Annotated in this window: 17 protein-coding genes and 2 tRNA genes; 8 read left to right on the forward strand and 11 right to left on the reverse strand. The window is 44.4% G+C overall.

The features are described 5' to 3' along the window. Positions 1 to 148 precede the first annotated feature (148 nt). Entirely contained in the window at positions 149 to 1,315 is a 1,167-nt protein-coding gene (locus tag G3567_RS10900; RefSeq protein WP_164005365.1) for a tyrosine-type recombinase/integrase, read from the reverse strand. 359 nt (positions 1,316 to 1,674) lie between these two features. On the opposite strand from G3567_RS10900, the gene G3567_RS10905 reads away from it, so the two are divergent. Then, the gene (locus tag G3567_RS10905) at positions 1,675 to 4,254 is read left to right on the forward strand and encodes a M14 metallopeptidase family protein (protein ID WP_164005366.1); all 2,580 of its coding nucleotides are present in this window, start codon (positions 1,675 to 1,677) and stop codon (positions 4,252 to 4,254) included. 280 nt (positions 4,255 to 4,534) lie between these two features. Continuing rightward, on the forward strand, positions 4,535 to 5,035 hold the full coding sequence (locus tag G3567_RS10910; protein ID WP_164005367.1) for a flavin reductase family protein: 501 nt from the start codon (positions 4,535 to 4,537) through the stop codon (positions 5,033 to 5,035). A 207-nt stretch (positions 5,036 to 5,242) separates the two neighbouring features. On the opposite strand, the gene G3567_RS10915 is transcribed toward G3567_RS10910, so the two are convergent. Next, positions 5,243 to 6,214 carry a sodium-dependent bicarbonate transport family permease gene (locus G3567_RS10915; protein WP_164005368.1) on the reverse strand — a complete coding sequence of 324 codons (972 nt, stop codon included), beginning with the start codon at positions 6,212 to 6,214 and terminating at the stop codon, positions 5,243 to 5,245. Between the two features lie 385 nt (positions 6,215 to 6,599). On the opposite strand from G3567_RS10915, the gene G3567_RS10920 reads away from it, so the two are divergent. Further along, the gene (locus G3567_RS10920) at positions 6,600 to 6,803 is read left to right on the forward strand and encodes a hypothetical protein (RefSeq protein ID WP_164005369.1); all 204 of its coding nucleotides are present in this window, start codon (positions 6,600 to 6,602) and stop codon (positions 6,801 to 6,803) included. A gap of 10 nt (positions 6,804 to 6,813) precedes the next feature. Further along, positions 6,814 to 7,377 carry a hypothetical protein gene (locus tag G3567_RS10925; RefSeq protein ID WP_164005370.1) on the forward strand — a complete coding sequence of 188 codons (564 nt, stop codon included), beginning with the start codon at positions 6,814 to 6,816 and terminating at the stop codon, positions 7,375 to 7,377. Positions 7,378 to 7,651: 274 nt separating this feature from the next. Here G3567_RS10925 and G3567_RS10930 read toward each other — a convergent pair. The 8 genes from G3567_RS10930 to G3567_RS10965 all read right to left on the reverse strand — a co-directional run bounded on the left by G3567_RS10930 (position 7,652) and on the right by G3567_RS10965 (position 13,546). Continuing rightward, positions 7,652 to 7,726, reverse strand: a tRNA-Val gene (locus G3567_RS10930). A 40-nt stretch (positions 7,727 to 7,766) separates the two neighbouring features. Then, positions 7,767 to 7,841: transfer RNA gene (locus G3567_RS10935), tRNA-Val, on the reverse strand. A gap of 59 nt (positions 7,842 to 7,900) precedes the next feature. Then, positions 7,901 to 9,121 carry a bifunctional folylpolyglutamate synthase/dihydrofolate synthase gene (locus G3567_RS10940; RefSeq protein WP_164005371.1) on the reverse strand — a complete coding sequence of 407 codons (1,221 nt, stop codon included), beginning with the start codon at positions 9,119 to 9,121 and terminating at the stop codon, positions 7,901 to 7,903. A 6-nt stretch (positions 9,122 to 9,127) separates the two neighbouring features. Continuing rightward, positions 9,128 to 10,012, reverse strand: a complete 885-nt coding sequence (locus G3567_RS10945) for an energy transducer TonB (RefSeq protein ID WP_164005372.1) — start codon at positions 10,010 to 10,012, stop codon at positions 9,128 to 9,130. A gap of 3 nt (positions 10,013 to 10,015) precedes the next feature. Next, positions 10,016 to 10,408 carry an ExbD/TolR family protein gene (locus G3567_RS10950; protein ID WP_164005373.1) on the reverse strand — a complete coding sequence of 131 codons (393 nt, stop codon included), beginning with the start codon at positions 10,406 to 10,408 and terminating at the stop codon, positions 10,016 to 10,018. Between the two features lie 2 nt (positions 10,409 to 10,410). Further along, on the reverse strand, positions 10,411 to 11,100 hold the full coding sequence (locus G3567_RS10955) for a MotA/TolQ/ExbB proton channel family protein (RefSeq protein WP_164005374.1): 690 nt from the start codon (positions 11,098 to 11,100) through the stop codon (positions 10,411 to 10,413). 76 nt (positions 11,101 to 11,176) lie between these two features. Further along, positions 11,177 to 12,403, reverse strand: a complete 1,227-nt coding sequence (locus tag G3567_RS10960) for a Glu/Leu/Phe/Val dehydrogenase dimerization domain-containing protein (RefSeq protein ID WP_164005375.1) — start codon at positions 12,401 to 12,403, stop codon at positions 11,177 to 11,179. Between the two features lie 90 nt (positions 12,404 to 12,493). Beyond that, entirely contained in the window at positions 12,494 to 13,546 is a 1,053-nt protein-coding gene (locus tag G3567_RS10965) for an anhydro-N-acetylmuramic acid kinase (RefSeq protein WP_164005376.1), read from the reverse strand. Between the two features lie 188 nt (positions 13,547 to 13,734). Between G3567_RS10965 and G3567_RS10970 the strand changes: the two genes are divergently transcribed. After that, positions 13,735 to 14,877, forward strand: coding sequence for an acyl-CoA dehydrogenase family protein (locus G3567_RS10970; protein WP_164005377.1), 1,143 nt, complete (start codon positions 13,735 to 13,737; stop codon positions 14,875 to 14,877). Positions 14,878 to 15,045: 168 nt separating this feature from the next. Here G3567_RS10970 and G3567_RS10975 read toward each other — a convergent pair whose 3' ends face one another. Continuing rightward, entirely contained in the window at positions 15,046 to 15,204 is a 159-nt protein-coding gene (locus G3567_RS10975; RefSeq protein WP_164005378.1) for a hypothetical protein, read from the reverse strand. A 182-nt stretch (positions 15,205 to 15,386) separates the two neighbouring features. On the opposite strand from G3567_RS10975, the gene G3567_RS10980 reads away from it, so the two are divergent. From G3567_RS10980 to G3567_RS10990, 3 genes are read left to right on the forward strand one after another with little or no spacing between them, the layout of a single operon-like run. Beyond that, entirely contained in the window at positions 15,387 to 15,647 is a 261-nt protein-coding gene (locus G3567_RS10980) for a thiamine-binding protein (RefSeq protein ID WP_164005379.1), read from the forward strand. Then, positions 15,631 to 16,269, forward strand: a complete 639-nt coding sequence (gene pnuC, locus G3567_RS10985) for a nicotinamide riboside transporter PnuC (RefSeq protein WP_164005380.1) — start codon at positions 15,631 to 15,633, stop codon at positions 16,267 to 16,269. The genes G3567_RS10980 and pnuC overlap by 17 nt, the downstream gene beginning before the upstream one ends. After that, positions 16,224 to 16,778: an AAA family ATPase gene (locus G3567_RS10990; RefSeq protein WP_164005381.1), complete on the forward strand. Its 555-nt coding sequence runs from the start codon at positions 16,224 to 16,226 to the stop codon at positions 16,776 to 16,778. The genes pnuC and G3567_RS10990 overlap by 46 nt, the downstream gene beginning before the upstream one ends. The last annotated feature ends 1 nt before the right edge of the window (position 16,779 follow it).

A 16,779-nucleotide genomic window follows, 5' to 3' on the forward strand; every position in this document is an offset into this window, starting at 1 on the left:
CAACTCGTTATATGTTGATAAAACTACATGTTTTTCTGAAATAAGGCCGGGATAAACGCATGTTTTTATCAGTTTAATGAGGGCCTTTTATGCGCTAAACCTTAAAAAACATAGCAGAGAATGAGTTTGTAAAGTAAAAACTCAGCCTTTACTCCAGAGATTTACGCGCTTCCCCCGGGTCTTTACCGTCCCTGTGCAATTGCTTATGCCTGCTCACAGCCACATCCAGCGGATTCTGAATCGCACGGATGCTGCGCTCCGTCACATGCGTATAAATCATCGTCGTCTCCGGTCGCGAATGCCCCAGCAGTTCCTGGATATAGCGAATGTCCACACCGTTTTCCAGCAGGTGCGTAGCAAAACTGTGGCGCAGCGTATGCGGCGTGACCCGCTTTCTGAGTTTAGCCAGACGGCAGCTGCGCTTCAAAAAAGCCCTCACCGATGAGGCCGAATACGCCTTGCCTGCTTCACCCTCAAAGAGAAATTGCTGGGGTTTATACGTCCTTACATAATTTACCAACAGTGGCTGTATGCTCCGTCCCAGCGTGCTGTGCCTGTCCTTTCTCCCTTTGCCGGATCGCACATAGACCGCCTGCCTGTCCAGATCCACATCGGCAAGCTTCAATTTCAAAACTTCGCCAATGCGCAGACCCGACGAATAAATCAGTCCCAGGAGCGCTCTGTGCTTTAAGTTGCGCGTCGCCTGTAAAATAGAAATCACCTCCTCCGTAGACAGGACGTCCGGCAGCTTTCGGTCTTTTCTCGGCATCGCAATAGCTTCGGTCTGCACCTCCGGAAAACGGTTCAGTGTAAAAAAATGCTTCAAAGCATTCATCGCCTGCCGGTGCGAACTGATGCTGTAATTTCTCCTGGCCAAAACCCCCTCCGCAAATAACTCTATGGACCGGTTGTCCAGGTCAGATAAAGCCGTGGAGTTAAAAAACCTCAGAAAAAGTTCCACAAAAGCAGCGTACGTAGTCACCGTGGAAGGACTCTTGCGCTGACCTTTTAGGTATGCCTTATAAGCCTCTAAAGCCTTACGATGTTCAGTATTCAATACGGCTTCGGGAATATGTTCAGCTTCGGCGTTTTGCATAGCCCTGTAATCCACCTCGCAGCCTGCAGCTCTTAGCACCCGCATCAGTTGTCGCTTGGAGGCTGCCGTATTCGGTACATAAAAACACCGGTGCGTCTGCGTCCACCTGCACTGTGGAAGTTTTTTTAAGGCCGCTTTCAGTTCAGCATCAAACCCAAACCGAAGCCCTATACAGGCCGCTTTCTTATGCATTAAAGGTTCCAAAACAACTGTTTTCATGCCGGACGAGGTTAAAAAGCCATCTAATATAAAACAAAATGCTATAAAAAGAAGCTAACTGTCTGGAAATGAGTGTTTTTTTTTGCTGAATTTGATAAAAGACAGGTTGATTAGGTTTAGACAGGGACACCTGAAACAGCATAGATCGGCTAAAACCCCCGTGTCTGAAAACACAAAAAAACCGCCTGTCCAGGCGATTTTTGAATTGTGCACACGCAAAAGAAAATTTGCTGCTGGCGCGAGCGTCTCGCCTGCCTCGCCCTTAGGCAGGCTCGTGCCTTGTGCCTTTGCCTTTTAGTATTTCTTTACCTCTAAAAAATAATCTATATTAGCTTCACTGCTACTAAAACCCCCCTTTTATGAAATCTATACTTTCCATTGTTTTAATACTTGCAATAGGTCACTTACAGGCTCAGGATTATTTTTTAGAGGACAAAGGTCCTTTTGATCCCGGCATCCCAAGTCCCGAAAAATTTCTGGGCTACCCCGTAGGCTCACACCACACCCGTCACGACAGAATAGTAGCCTACCTTACCCAACTGGCAGAAGTGTCTGACCGGGCAGAAATCAATCAGTACGGAGAAACCTATGAGCATCGCCCTTTGGTGATGCTTACGGTAACGGCCCCGGAGCATTTGGCTCAGCTGCCGGCACTTCAGGAAAAACATAACCGGGCGGCAGACCCCTCCAATACAGAGGACTTGTCAGACCTGCCTGTGTTTGTGAATTTAGGCTACAATGTGCATGGCAATGAGCCGTCCAGTTCCGAAGCCGCTATGCTTACCGCCTATATTCTGGTAGCCTCAGAAAGTGAAGAAGTCAAAAATTACCTCAGTCAGGCAGTCATAATGATAGACCCTACCATCAATCCCGATGGGAGAGACCGCCATTCGCAGTGGGCCAATATGTTCAAAGGCGATCCGCTGGTTGCCGACCCTGCAGATGCAGAACATAATGAGCGCTGGCCCAGAGGGCGTACTAACCACTATTGGTTCGATCTCAATCGGGACTGGTTATTAGGCATCCATCCGGAAAGCAGAGGAAAACTGAACTGGTACCACCAGTGGTATCCCAATGTGGTAACAGATTTTCATGAGATGGGAACCAATTCCACCTATTTCTTTGAGCCTATGAAGGCCAATGCGTCCAAAGACCCCATCATGCCCGCAGAGAATTATACGACCCTAAACGATAAGTTCGCAGAATACTATGTCGAAGCCCTGGACAATATAGGCTCCTTCTACTTCACCAAAGAAGCTTTTGATGGTACATATCCGGGATACGGTTCCTCTTATCCCGATTTGCAGGGCGGTTTGGGGATTTTGTTTGAACAGGCGAGTTCGCGTGGCCACCTGCAGGAAACCCCAACCGGAGAAATCACCTTTGCGTTCACCATCAGAAATCAGTTGTCATCCAGTATGGCTACCGTGAAAGCGGCAGTAGAAAATAAGGATTTGCTGTACGATTATCAGCAGAGATTTTTCGAATCCGCCCTCTCCAATGCAGAACAGAGTGATGTCGAAGCCTACGTCTTCGGAGATCGCTACGATAAAAACAGAACCCGTGCGTTTATCGATAAGCTCCTGTTGCACCGGGTGAAGCTGTATAAACTGGAGGAGTCCGTCAAGGTAGACGGGAAGTCGTTTACTTCAGATTTTGCTTATTATGTGCCAACCAGACAGCCACAGTACCGCATGGTGCAAACCATGTTTGAAACCTATGAAGAATACACCGACAGTGTTTTTTATGATGCTTCGGCCTGGTCGCTGGCCAATTTCTATAACATGGAATACGCGCCCTTAAAAAAGGCAGCCAAAACAGGTAAAGAGGTTTCCCGTGAGGATCTAACACGCGAAGCGGTAAAAGTCACCCAATCGGACTACGCCTATCTTATCGACTGGAACGATTACAATGCGCCTGCGGTGCTATGGGAACTTCAGAAAGCCGGTGTCCATGTGCTTTCGGCGTTCAAGCCGTTTTCCCTGGCCATAGACGGGAAAGAAAAGGAATTTGATTACGGGACCCTGGTGATTCCTGTTAGTCGTCAGCAAATAAGCAGCGATTCTTTGTATACGCTGGTAAAAGAGTCCGCCATGGGACATGCCGTGGAAGTCACCTCTTCTGCGAGTGGCTATAGCAGGTCTGGAGTGGATTTGGGAAGCCGGAATATACGGGCCCTGGAAAAACCTAAGCCGTTTATGCTCATCGAAGATGGCGTCTCTTCCTACGAAGCCGGGGAGGTATGGCATCTCCTGGATACACGCGTGGATATGCCCATTACCAAAATTCCCATGCGCAATTTTGAAGAAATCGACTGGGAACGTTACAATACAATGGTGATGGTTTCAGGAAACTATAAACAGCTGGATTCTACAGACAGCGAGAAAATAAAAAACTGGGTGAGTTTAGGAAATACGCTCATCACCATAAGAGAGGGGTCGGAGTGGGCCATTAAAAACAAAGTGGTAAACGAAAAGCTGATAGGAGCAGAAGACATAGACGAAGACGCAGCTGAAAAGGAGGAAAACACAACAGAAAGAAAGCCCTATGTGGAGGCTCCGGAAAATATCGGAAAGCAGTCTGTAGGGGGAGCCATTTTTGAGGTTGACCTGGACCTGACCCATCCGCTTGCCTTTGGGTATACCCGCGAAAAATTACCCGTTTACCGCAACAGTGAAGTCTGGATTGCACCTAGTGAAAATCCGTACGCTACCGTAGCAAAATATACAGACAACCCCCATATAGACGGGTTTGTAACCGATAAAAACTTAAACGAGTTTTTAAAGCCTTCCGCTTCTTTGATCGTAAGTAAAGTAGGCAGGGGGAGAGTAGTTTTATTTGCCGATAATCCCAATTTCAGAGGCTCCTGGTACGCAACCAACCGCCTGTTTCTTAACGCCTTGTTTTTAGGACAGCATATTGAAATTCCCTCGGAATAAATTAGGGTTTTTAAGGAAAAGAAGCCTCGCTGCCGCGAGCCTGCCTGCAAAGGCAGGCTCGTGCCTTTATCCTTAGCCTGCGCCTCAATCTTGCCATTTTTTTAACAAAAGAGTCTTTAAAATCCAGTATCTTTAAAATTAACACTTTTGGTGCTTGTAGTTGAGACTCGGTATTTTTTAAAAGACCTTTAGTCTCTTATGTAGAAATCAGAAATTCTGCAAAAATATAAATCTAAGAAGCACCTCTAAAACGTTTAGTCAATTAAAAAATAAAAATGTTATGAGCAAATTAGCAGAAAAATTCACGTACGGATATTACGTTCTAACCGCCTTAAAAAAGGCAGATAATCTTAAAACACGCGAAGAGGACTATATAGCAGCGGGAACGGTCAACTGGGTATCCCAGGTGTCCTTTTCGCCCGAAATCGTTTCGGTAGCGATAGGTCAGAAAAGCGATTTGAACGAAACGATAGACTATAGCCAGCACTTCACCCTACATCTGTTATCAGAAGACCATACGGAATATGTAAGAACATTTGGGATGAAATCAAGCATCGAGGATGGCAAGATAAACGGAGTGCCTTTCAAAAAAGAAAATGACCAGGCCATCGTGGAAGACACCCTTGGATACCTTACCTGCAAAGTGGTTAAAAGCATGAATATGGGTGACCACACCGTCTATTTTGGAGAAGTCATCAAAGAAGAGGTTCAGAAAGACAAAAAAAGCCTCTGCACCATGCAGCTTCCATCAGAATATACCAAAGACAAAGCAGAGATTTAATCAGGTTGTTTTAAAGTATACATTCAGCTAAGGCTGGGTCTCAGCTGAATTTAAAACCTCAGAAGTCCAATGTATTTACATTGGACTTCTGCTTTTTTATAAGCACGGCGCCTTTAGGTATCTTCAGGTCGCACTGAACGGGTCCGGTTTGCCGATGCCTTTATAAACCTCAGATCAATTTTCTCTGATTTTGAACCGGCACAGGCCTTATGAGAAATAAGTGATGATTCCTAAGTAAATCGGGATTCCAAAGGTGATATTAAACGGAAAGGTGATGGCCAGGGCCATGGGTAAATACAGTCCCGGATTTGCTTTTGGAACGGCTAGTCGGATAGCCGCCGGTACCGCGATATAGGAAGCACTGGCAACCAGGATGGCCAGAAGCAGTCTGTTGCCTATGCTGTCCAGGAAAAATCCCGAGATCAAAGCAATCAGACATCCGTTAAAGGCCGGGATTAGAATGGCAAACAGAAATGCCGAAATGCCGTTGCTTTTAAAGACCTTTAAATGCTTACCGCTGGTCAGTCCCATATCCAGTAAAAACACGGCTAAAAAACCCTTGAAAATATCCGTCGTAAAAGGTTCAATCCCCCTGGCCTGTTCATCACTGGCCATAAACCCGATCAGCAGACTCCCCATGAGTAAAACCACACTTCCGTTGCTTATCGAATGCTTGAGGATAGCCCCCAAATCAATTTTGGAGGCTGCTTGGGAGGTTTTGGAAAAAATGGCGAGGAGCAGAACCCCCATGACAATGGCCGGGGCTTCCATGGAAGCCATGACTGCAACCATAAAGCCATCGTAATCTATGCCTTGTATATCGAGAAAGGAAATCGTAGTCAGAAAGGTAACCGCACTTATAGAGCCGTATGCGGCGGCAAGAGCGGCAGCATTATAAATGCCAAATTTCTTTTTGGCTATCCAGAAGGAATACACAGGGATAAGGACAGAACTGAGCAGTCCAATAGCAAAGGCCCAGAGGATTTCATCTCCAAACTCGCTGTGTGCCAGTTCCTGTCCTCCTTTAAAACCGATGGAAAACATCAGGTATAAGGAGATGAATTTTGAAGAATTGGGAGGAATTTCCAGATCGCTTTTGATGAATGCTGCAAAGATGCCTAAGCAGAAAAAAAGCAAAGCGGGGTTGGTTAAATTATCGAGCAGTAGACTTAAATCCATAACGAGTGACCTCTTAAAGTTTGAGCTGCAAATATTTAACATTCGAAGCTTTAATGATAATTTATATTATTAATGAAAGTAATTAATTTATTTTATAGAAAACAGGCAAATCTGACTAATTTAAAAGCAAGTGGCAGAGCCAGTCGTCTCTATGGGCTTTGACTTCAGGCAGGAATACTGATTTGTCGGGTCTAAATGTTAACAGGTCTTGCCTGCCCACGCGTCCCGACTGACTTTGTCCTTAGGCAGGCTTAGTGCCTGCCTGGCCATGTTTTCAGGCAGACTCAAGGGCCCTCAGTTCTGAAGCTTATGACTTTTAATAGGTTAAAAGGCTAGATAAAAGCACCTTATTAAGGTATATTGATAAAATCATTAAAATTCAATTATGAAAAAAATAGTAATATCAGTAGTAATGCTCCTTTTTTTAGGGGTTGTCTCCTGTAAAGAGGAAACCTCTTCAAAAGAAGAGATGGAACAGGAACGCACGGTTCAAAAAATAGATTCTCTGGAAAGAGAACTCGAGAAAATCAATACAAGAATGGATAGTATATCCAAAGAAGCAAAAGAAACTGTAGAACAACTGAATTAAAAAAAATAATATGAAAACTATAATACTAATAAGTATACTCGGTGCTTTTTTATTTTTAAGTCCTGGTCAGGCCTTTGCCCAGTCTAAAGGACAGGAAAAGAAAGAAAAGGCGCAGGAGAAGAGAGAAGAGGCTCAGGAAAAGAGAGAGGAAGCGCAGTACGAAATGGATTCAGTTCAGACTGAAGACGAGCGGGGTTCTTCTGAAAAGGCGAACAAGAGGTCTAAAGGCAATTCCGGAAAGGCCTATGGTAAAAATAAGGGAGATATGACCGGCAGAGAGTTTGGTCAGCATCGTGCCCAAATGGCACAAAACAAAGTGGAAGAGACCGAATCTAGATTATCTGAAACCGAGAGCCTAATGAAAGATCGTAGAGAACGGCTGAAACGCATGAGAGAATCTCTAGAGGAAAAGGCAAAAATGCCCGAAGCCGATAACAAGGATATCGAAGAGCGAAGAGAAAGAATAAGTAAAGCCGAAGAAAAACTTTCCAGGTTGGATTCCCTGCTTATGGAAACCCGGGAAAAATTGAGAGGAACACGAAGTTCACTCAAGAAAACAATACCTGAAAACTAAGGCTTTAATCACAGACTTTAAAGTTAAGTTTATCAGATTCCTCTGAGGTCATCCTCAGGGGAATTTTTGTTTGTAGAACTACGCCTGTTGCTTGTGGTTTTAATTTTCCGGATTAACGGCGTTGATCCAGATGAGAAGCCCGCTCCTGCAAATAGAATTCCAAAACCCCTGTCGCGTTTTTTGTCTTTTTTGCGTTCCATCAGCCTCTAAGCAAGCTTAGGCTTCCGGAAAACAAAAAATCCAATACCGAAAGGTATTGGATTTTTGTTTGATGTGGGTCATACTGGATTCGAACCAGTGACTTCTACCCTGTCAAGGTAACACTCTGAACCAACTGAGTTAATGACCCGATTTTTAAACAAAAAAACCCTAGGTTTAGCTAGGGTTAGTGGGCGATGAGGGGTTCGAACCCCCGACCCCCTCGGTGTAAACGAGGTGCTCTGAACCAGCTGAGCTAATCGCCCCAAATTGGGATTGCAAATATAAACCTTATTTTGATTTCTCAAACTAAAAGTTTTATTTTTTATAAAATTTCTGCCACCGTAAATGTACTTCCTCCCACAAAAATCAGATCGCCTGCCTTAGCCTCCCTTTGCGCCGCCTTCAAGGCATTTTTAACCGTGGTAAAGGCTTTGCCGTACAGGGAATAAGTCTTGGCCTTGTAATATAAGCTTGTGGCTTCCATTCCTCGGGGAACGTTGGGTTTGGAAAAGTAATACCTGGCTGTTGCCGGAAATAAGGGAAGAATGCTGTCCAGGTCCTTGTCGCTGACAAATCCTAAAACCATGTGCAAATTCTCAAACGTCTCCTGCATCACCTGCTCCAGAACCAGTTTTAGTCCCTCCTGATTGTGCGCGGTGTCTGCGACGATTTTAGGCTGCTCCCCAAGGATATCCCACCGCCCTTTCAGATGGGTGTTGTGTCTGACTTCAGCTAAACCTTTTCGGATAGCGGTTTTGCTCACCTTCCAGCCGTCGAGTGAATTCAAAACCTCCAGGGTCTTTAAACAGGTTTTCAGGTTGAATTTCTGGTAATGTCCTTTTAGATCGCAGTCGGGCAGGGGCATATTCAGATCTTCAGCAAAGTGAATAGGCGCCTGTTCCAGCTCAGCTTTTTTCAGAAATACAGCTTTGGTTTCAGGAGTGGTTTCACCAATCACCACGGGAACCGTTTTCTTAATGATTCCCGCTTTTTCTCCGGCGATTTTCTCCAGTGTGTTCCCTAGAAAAGCCATGTGATCCATGCCTATGTTGGTAATCACCGAGAGCAGAGGAGAGATGATGTTGGTAGAGTCTAGCCTGCCGCCCATGCCCACTTCAAAAATGGCAATATCCACCTTTTCAGTCGCGAAATGGTCAAAAGCCATGCCCACAGTCATTTCGAAAAAAGACAGGTTTTGAGTCTCCAGAAAGGTCTTGTGCTGGTCAATAAATTCCACCACCTGGACCTTGGAAATATGCTCACCATTGATTTTGATACGCTCCCTGAAATCCTTAAGATGCGGTGAGGTGTACAAACCAACTTTATAGCCGGCGCTTTGCAGCACCGAAGCCAGCATATGGCTTACAGAGCCTTTCCCATTGGTACCTGCCACATGTATGCTCTTGAACTGCTGCTCAGGATTCCCCAGCACTTTGGTCAGGGCTAAGGTATTGGTTAAGTCTTTTTTAAAGGCGGTCTGGCCTTGTCGCTGGTACATTGGAAGTTGCTCAAACATCCAGTGCAGCGTTTCAGTATAGCTCATTTGTAGTTATTCAGATAATTTAAAAACGTAAGTGATAAAACCGATTTGTGTAGTTGGCGCTTTAGGGTCGCTGTTGAATTTTGTCGCGAGGGCGGCACGCCTGGCGGGATCCAGAAGGCAGGCACTGGCGTTGGTCGTACCCTTAGCTCCAGGTGTAGCTTTCACCACGTCACCGCTTCTGTTCACTTCTATCCTCACCACGACTTCACCGGACTCGTCACAATCCGGGACAATTTTCTTTTTATTAATGGCTTTTCTACCACCAAGGCGGTAATTGCCATCCCCGTCCAGTCCTTTTCCGGTACCGTAATAATTTTTGGCATTGGGGTCTCCTTCCGGATCCCCTTTATCTCCTGCCAGGTTATCGTTGCCATCCCCGCTTTCGGCCCGCCCTTCATTTTCCGGACCATTCATCAGGCTCTCCATAGCATCGGTGACCGATTGCTCTGGTTTTTGTTCTTTCACGGGCTCGGGTTCCGCCTCCGGAGTGGGTTCCGGCTCAGGTTCTTCCACTTTTTCTTTGACTTCTTCCTTTGGCTTTTCAGGCTGTTTTTTGGTTTCTTTTACAACCTCTTTTTTGTCTTCGATGACAGGTGCTTCCTCGCTTTCCTGAGTCACTACATCGTCCTGAATATCTTCTGCTGTTGTTTCTTCCACTTCCTGAGGCGGTGGTGGCGTACTTTTGGGTTGTGGTGAAGTTTTCACGAGAGCATCGGGCTGTACATCTCCGGAGCCCACCTCTGTGGTTCCAAAATTAATCGCAATCCCTCGCTGTTCCGGTGGATCCATATAATTCAGCCCAAAGAAAAACATCAGCAATACAAACAGGATATAAATTCCTGTGGTGATGAAGAAAGATTTCTTCTCGTGTCTGGTTTTAAATAGGTTCACAATTTAGTCGGGTTTAACAGCCAGTACAATTTTGTACTTATTCCTGTTGGCTATATCCATGATGAGTACGGCTTTTTCAATAGGAACTCCCTCTGCGGCTCGCAAAACAATAGTAGGATCCTCAATACCGCTTAGCCGGGCTTTGAGTTCACTTTCTATGCGACTGGAGCTTACCGGCTCTTCATTGATGTAAAATTTCAAATCGTCTGTTATGCTCACCGCTATATTTTGAGTGGTTGTGGTCTTACCCTTGGCCTTGGGTAAAATCAGGTCCAAAGCTTCGGGGGTGATTATGGGAGACGTCAACATAAAAAAGATGAGCAGCAAAAACACAATGTCTGTCATCGAAGACATGCTGAAGGTGGCGCTCACTTTATTTCTACCTCGTAAATTCATAACTAACTAGGTTCGTTCAGTAAATCCAGGAAATCTACGGCGGTGGCTTCCATCTGGTGCACCACTTTATCGGTTCTAACGACGACGTGGTTGTAACCGATATAAGCGATAATACCTACGATAAGTCCCGCCACGGTTGTGGTCATCGCGGTGTAAATACCTTCGGCCAGCGATCCCATTTCGGCCTGGCCGCTGCTGCTGGCCAGTTCATGAAAAGCAATAACCATTCCGATGACGGTTCCCAGGAAACCAATCATGGGTGCAGCACCGGCGATGGTTGCCAGGACACTGACGTTCTTCTCCAGCTTGTAAACTTCAAGTCGGCCGGCATTTTCGATGGCGGTATTGATGTCTTCCAGAGGCATACCAATTCTGGATATGCCCTTTTGCGTAAGTCTGGCAACAGGAGAATTCTCCTGGGCACAGCGCATTTTTGCCGACTCGATATTGCCCGAAGTTACGCTGTCCTTAATCTGATTCATAAAATTCTTATCGGTCTTCGAGGCTGCTTTGATAGCGAAAATGCGTTCAAAATAAATGTAAATCGCAAGAAACAAAAGCACGGCCAGAATCAAAATGATAATGGTTCCTCCCGGACCACCACTGAACATTAAATCGATGATGGACAAGGTTTTCTCTTCGGCAAGTTCTTCTCCGACAACAGGAGTGTCTTGAGCAAATGGTATCATCATGAGTTAAGGTGTATTTAGTATATAAACAACGCTAATGTAAGCAATTAATTTCATCACGTGTTAAGTATTTTCGACTCTAAATCAATTGTTTTAACGCAATTTCCAAAGCCACACTGCTGATGTGTTTTTTGTCATTGTTATGTTCAAAGGTCCGCTGAATGGCATTTTTGATCGTGAGAGATATATCGTTAAAAATCGCTTCATCGGTCATTAAGACTTTGCGTTCCATAAAGTAGGCAAAGACTCTCGCCATTCCGCAGTTGGCAATAAAATCGGGGATCACACTGGCCTTTTGGTCGGCGTATTCCATAATCGGACCAAAGAAGATTTCCCGGTCTGCAAAGGGTACATTGGCCCCGCAGGAAATCACTTCCAGACCATGCTCCACCAGGCTGTCGATCTGGTCTTTTTGAATGAGTCTGGACGAAGCGCAGGGTGCAAAAATCTCTGCGCCAAGCGACCAGAATTCAGCATTGGCCTTATCGAAAGGAATCAAATCCGGACTTTTTAAGGTGTTTCCTTCTTTCGCTAAAAACAAGTCCTTGATTTCTTCAAAGCTAAACCCATTTTTATTGATTAATCCGCCATTACGGTCCAGAATACCGATGATTTTAACGCCCATTTTGGACAGGTAAAAAGCAGCGGCAGAGCCTACATTTCCAAAACCTTGAATGATGGCTGTTTTGCCTTTCACATCCCCGCCGTAAATGCTGTAGTAATGTTTTGTAGATTCTGCAACGCCATAGCCTGTACACATGTCGGCTACAGTGAATTTTCGTAATACGTCTGGGGTATAATCGGTGTTTTCTATAACCTTGATGACCCCCTGTCTCAGCTGTCCAATTCTGTTGATTTTATCGGCTTCTGTAGGTTGAAAATGCCCGTTGAAAACCCCCTCCTGCGGATGCCATACGCCACAGCTTTCTGTAATGGGAATGACCTCGTGGATTTCATCTACATTCAGGTCACCACCCGTGCCGTAATAACTTTTCAGCAATGGAGAAACCGCCTTATACCAGCGTTCCAGAACCGCCTGTTTTCGGGGATCACTGGGATCAAAATTGATGCCCGATTTCGCTCCGCCAATGTCCGGGCCGGACACGGTAAATTTGATTTCCATGGTTTTTGCCAGGGACAGGACTTCATGTTCATTTAATCCTTCCCGCATACGTGTTCCGCCGCCGGCAGCACCGCCTCGCAGGGAGTTGATAACCGTCCAGCCTTCGGCTTCCGTTTCAGAATCCTTCCAGTGAAACACGATCTCAGGGGCTTTATCTTCATATTTTTTTAAAAGTTCTTTCATAGGGAATCTTCGCGTTTTGATGATTTGCTGGCAAATATATAGATTCATTGAAGCCCAGCCGATTTGAGCTTCAATTATTCTTAAAATGTATTAAGGTAAGAAAACCTGACCGGAGGAATGGTCCTGCGAAGCCCCCGTTACCGAAGCCAGCACATTCACTTCGCCACGGACTTTCAAAACACCTAAAAATCCGAAAACCAGGGCTTCTTTGTAATTGATCACTTCAGGGTCTGGAATGACAAGTTCAGCATCACATTGCTCAGAAATCAGCTCCATCAAATACCCATTGAACGTGCCTCCGCCGGTAAAGAGCACCTTTTGGTGACCGGAAACGGCCTTGGCGATCTGACGGGCGAAGTGTTGCGTGCAGGTGCTTATTATTTCTTCAGAACTCAATTCTGTAAGATTCAATAGGGGAAGAAATTCAGCTTCCAGCCATTCGATGCCTAGCGATTTTGGCGGGGGTTTGGAATAATACTGAAGCTTTTCCAGTTCAGCACCGAGCTCCAGATTTGGAACTGAAGCCCTGGCGATAGAACCACCCTCGTCATAGGCTTTGCCAAGCCTGTTGGCATATCTATTCAGAATTTTATTGACGGGGCAGATGTCATACGCGATACGCTGATTCCCGCTTTCAAAAGAAATATTGGCGAAGCCACCCAGATTTACGCAGGCCTCATATTGGCCAAAAAGCAGGCGATCTCCAATGGGAACCAAAGGAGCACCCTGACCGCCCAGGTCTACATCCTGTACCCTAAAATCGCAGATGACTTTGTGATGGGTCAGACCAGCCAGCGTTGGCAGATTGCCAATCTGGTAGGTGAGCCCCTTTTCGGGCTGGTGTAAAATGGTGTGGCCGTGAGAAGCGATGAAATCAATGTCAGACACGTGGTTCTCGCTGATAAATCGATTGATATATTCAGCCAGCAAAAGCGTATAGTCTTCATCCAGGGCTTTGATTTGTTCCATAGGTCGGGTGTGCGCATGTTTCAGCTTTTCTAACCAGACAGAGGAATAGGCGTAGGTACTGGTAGAATGAATTTCAAAAGAAAAATCTTCCCCTTTTTGGAAGCTACAGTGGACAAGGTCGATTCCATCCAGGGAAGTGCCAGACATGACGCCGATTACAGAATAGGTGTTCATAGATGAGTTCTCTGTGGTCAAAATTAATCCAAAGTCTTTAAACCTTTTGCCTGTAGATGTTTTTTCTAAAGAATTTTTCGTTCCACGTATTTTACATTAATCTTAATTTATGAAAGCTTTGATTGAAAATTCTTTAGGTTAATCTTATATTTGTGTCAAATTTTTAATAAAACTGAAACAGAAATTATATGGATTTTAAATTGACAGAAGAACACGAAATGATTCGCCAGGCGGCGAGAGATTTCGCTATCAATGAATTGAAACCCGGGGTCATTGAACGTGATGAAAAACAGGAGTTTCCCAAAGAACAGGTTAAGAAGATGGGCGAGCTCGGATTTATGGGCATGATGGCCTCTCCAGAGTATGGAGGCGGCGGAATGGATACCGTATCTTACGTCTTGGCGATGGAAGAATTGTCGAAAATAGACGCCTCGGCTTCCGTTGTGGTTTCTGTGAATAATTCGCTGGTATGCTGGGGACTGGATACCTACGGTACCGAGGCGCAAAAAGAAAAATATTTATCCAAATTAACGACTGGCGAGAAAATCGGCGCCTTCTGTTTGAGTGAACCTGAAGCTGGGAGTGATGCGACCTCTCAAAAAACGACGGCCATCGATAAAGGAGATCACTATATCCTTAACGGTACCAAAAACTGGATTACCAACGGAAGTTCTGCAGAAATTTATTTGGTGATTGCACATACAGACAAGCAGAAAAAGCACCGTGGAATCAATGCCTTTATTGTAGAACGAGGTATGGAAGGTTTTGAAGTGGGTCCAAAAGAACAAAAAATGGGTATTCGCGGAAGTGATACGCATTCGCTGACCTTCAACGATGTGAAAGTGCCTAAAGAAAACAGAATTGGCGAAGATGGGTTCGGATTTAAATTTGCCATGAAAACGTTGGCTGGAGGAAGAATCGGTATTGCAGCTCAGGCTTTAGGTATTGCTGCCGGGGCTTATGAATTGGCGAAAGAGTATTCCAAAATCAGAAAAGCCTTTGGAACTGAAATTAAAAACCACCAGGCCATTGCGTTTAAACTGGCAGACATGCACACCAGCATAGAAGCGGCAAGACATATGGTTATGAAAGCAGCCTGGGATAAAGACAACGGGAACAACTACGATTTGTCTGGGGCTATGGCTAAGCTGTATGCTTCTCAGGTAGCGATGGATGTGACGATTGAAGCAGTGCAGGTTCACGGTGGAAATGGCTATGTCAAAGAATACCACGTGGAACGAATGATGCGTGATGCTAAAATCACTCAGATTTATGAAGGAACTTCAGAAATTCAAAAAATAGTCATCTCCAGAAGTATCTTGGCCGACTAATATTTGACATTAGAGCATAGTAAAAGCCTGAAATTCTAAGCTTTAGAATTTCAGGCTTTTTTGTTTCTCTTTCCGACGATAGAAGGTAGTAAGTACAAAGTAGAAAGTACTGAGTAGTCAGTATGAAACGGGAAGTTGTATTCGATGTTTAATATTCAGTATTCAATATTAAGTAGTTTTTGAGTGCTTAGTTTGAAAAGGACTATCTATAGATAAGCCAAATACATCGCTTATCCAGTCTGCCGTAAGGTAAGCCATAGGGTATTTAGGGATATACCGGCCATCTGTCACTTCAAGTTGGACTGTATATCCTGTACTTAAAGACACAAAGCTATACGCTTATTTTTTTATGTAACCGACTCAAAGTCCATAGCGAGGTAATTCAATTAAAACAACCAATACCAATAGTTTTTAATTTGGTGGATTTCAACTCGCCTTTGCCTTCTGCTTGTTTTGAAAAGTTTTTCTTCTAATAAAAAATAGTATCCTTGCCATTCAAAAGGTAAACTATGAAAATTTCAGTAGAATTGACGCTCACGCCTATTCAGGACGATTACGAACCTATCATTATCGATTTTATTAAAGCTCTGCGTAACTCCGGACTTAGAGTTATTGAAAATCCGCTGAGTACACAGGTGTATGGTGAATACGAGAACGTGATGCAAATTCTGCAGGAAGAAGTTCAGACGGCTTTTGAAGCCATGGACCGGGGTTTACTGCACATGAAACTGATAAAAACGGATAGAAGTAAGTATGAGCCTCATTTTTGATTGGTTGTTTTCAGAATATGAAAACACCCCAGCGCATTTTATTGTTTTAGAAATCATCGCCATTGTCTTTGGATTTTTGAGTGTTTTATTTTCAAAAAAAGACAATATCCTGGTGTTTCCCACAGGGATTGTAAGCACGCTTATTTTTGTTTACATCCTCTATCAGTATAGCCTTTTAGGGGATATGATGATCAATGCCTATTATTTTATCATGAGTATTTACGGCTGGTATATCTGGACCAGAAAGGTGGATGCATCGCATTTCATTCCCATTCAAAAAGCAACACCAAGAGAAAACATAAAATCGATTTTTATCTTTATAGGAACCGCCATCTTTGTTTCTGTGGTTTATGAATTTTTTGATAAGTGGGAGGGATGGATCAGTTATATGGATGTATTGACCACCGGGATTTTCTTTGTGGGGATGTGGCTGATGGCCAAAAAGCGACTTGAAAACTGGATTTACTGGATAGTTGGGGACCTCATTTCTATTCCCCTGTATTACTACAAAGGCCTTACCTTTACTTCCTTTCAGTATTTACTTTTTACGATCATTGCTGTTTACGGATTTTTAGAATGGAAAAAGAACTTGAACAAACCCAAAGAGACCTTACTAAAATAGTGCTCTTTGGTCCGGAATCTACCGGGAAATCGACCCTTGCCGAAAGCCTGGCCAGGCACTATAATACCGAATGGGTGCCTGAATTTGCCAGAGCCTACTTGCAGGAAAAATATAACAATTCTGCAGAGGTATGTGCCCCCTCAGACCTGATTCCTATTGCCAAAGGTCAGATTCAACTCGAGAATGAAAAGTCTGAAAAAGCGAAAGATCTGTTGTTTTGCGATACCAATGTGCTTCAGACCCTGACTTACGCTAAAACCTATTTTGAAAACTTTAAAGATCCACTTCTTGAAGACTGTGTGAAGCAACATCAATACGCACATTACTTTCTGACGTATATAGACACCCCCTGGGTTCCCGATGATTTACGAGACAAGCCCCATGAGAGAAAAGAAATGTTTGCTATATTTGAAGAGACTTTGATCAGCAGAGGTGTATCCTACACCATTTTAAAAGGAAACCTCACACAACGTTTACAAAAAGCGAAATCAATCCTGAAAACATTATAAA

Source organism: Psychroflexus aurantiacus, assembly GCF_010820555.1.
GTDB lineage: Bacteria > Bacteroidota > Bacteroidia > Flavobacteriales > Flavobacteriaceae > Psychroflexus > Psychroflexus aurantiacus.

Bases quoted from the DNA above. Each gene is read 5' to 3' on its own strand.
- G3567_RS10900 (WP_164005365.1), bottom strand. From the start codon at position 1,315: ATGAAAACAGTTGTTTTGGAACCTTTAATGCATAAGAAAGCGGCCTGT.
- G3567_RS10905 (WP_164005366.1), top strand. From the start codon at position 1,675: ATGAAATCTATACTTTCCATTGTTTTAATACTTGCAATAGGTCACTTA.
- G3567_RS10910 (WP_164005367.1), top strand. From the start codon at position 4,535: ATGAGCAAATTAGCAGAAAAATTCACGTACGGATATTACGTTCTAACC.
- G3567_RS10915 (WP_164005368.1), bottom strand. From the start codon at position 6,214: ATGGATTTAAGTCTACTGCTCGATAATTTAACCAACCCCGCTTTGCTT.
- G3567_RS10920 (WP_164005369.1), top strand. From the start codon at position 6,600: ATGAAAAAAATAGTAATATCAGTAGTAATGCTCCTTTTTTTAGGGGTT.
- G3567_RS10925 (WP_164005370.1), top strand. From the start codon at position 6,814: ATGAAAACTATAATACTAATAAGTATACTCGGTGCTTTTTTATTTTTA.
- G3567_RS10940 (WP_164005371.1), bottom strand. From the start codon at position 9,121: ATGAGCTATACTGAAACGCTGCACTGGATGTTTGAGCAACTTCCAATG.
- G3567_RS10950 (WP_164005373.1), bottom strand. From the start codon at position 10,408: ATGAATTTACGAGGTAGAAATAAAGTGAGCGCCACCTTCAGCATGTCT.
- G3567_RS10955 (WP_164005374.1), bottom strand. From the start codon at position 11,100: ATGATGATACCATTTGCTCAAGACACTCCTGTTGTCGGAGAAGAACTT.
- G3567_RS10960 (WP_164005375.1), bottom strand. From the start codon at position 12,403: ATGAAAGAACTTTTAAAAAAATATGAAGATAAAGCCCCTGAGATCGTG.
- G3567_RS10965 (WP_164005376.1), bottom strand. From the start codon at position 13,546: ATGAACACCTATTCTGTAATCGGCGTCATGTCTGGCACTTCCCTGGAT.
- G3567_RS10970 (WP_164005377.1), top strand. From the start codon at position 13,735: ATGGATTTTAAATTGACAGAAGAACACGAAATGATTCGCCAGGCGGCG.
- G3567_RS10980 (WP_164005379.1), top strand. From the start codon at position 15,387: ATGAAAATTTCAGTAGAATTGACGCTCACGCCTATTCAGGACGATTAC.
- pnuC (WP_164005380.1), top strand. From the start codon at position 15,631: ATGAGCCTCATTTTTGATTGGTTGTTTTCAGAATATGAAAACACCCCA.
- G3567_RS10990 (WP_164005381.1), top strand. From the start codon at position 16,224: ATGGAAAAAGAACTTGAACAAACCCAAAGAGACCTTACTAAAATAGTG.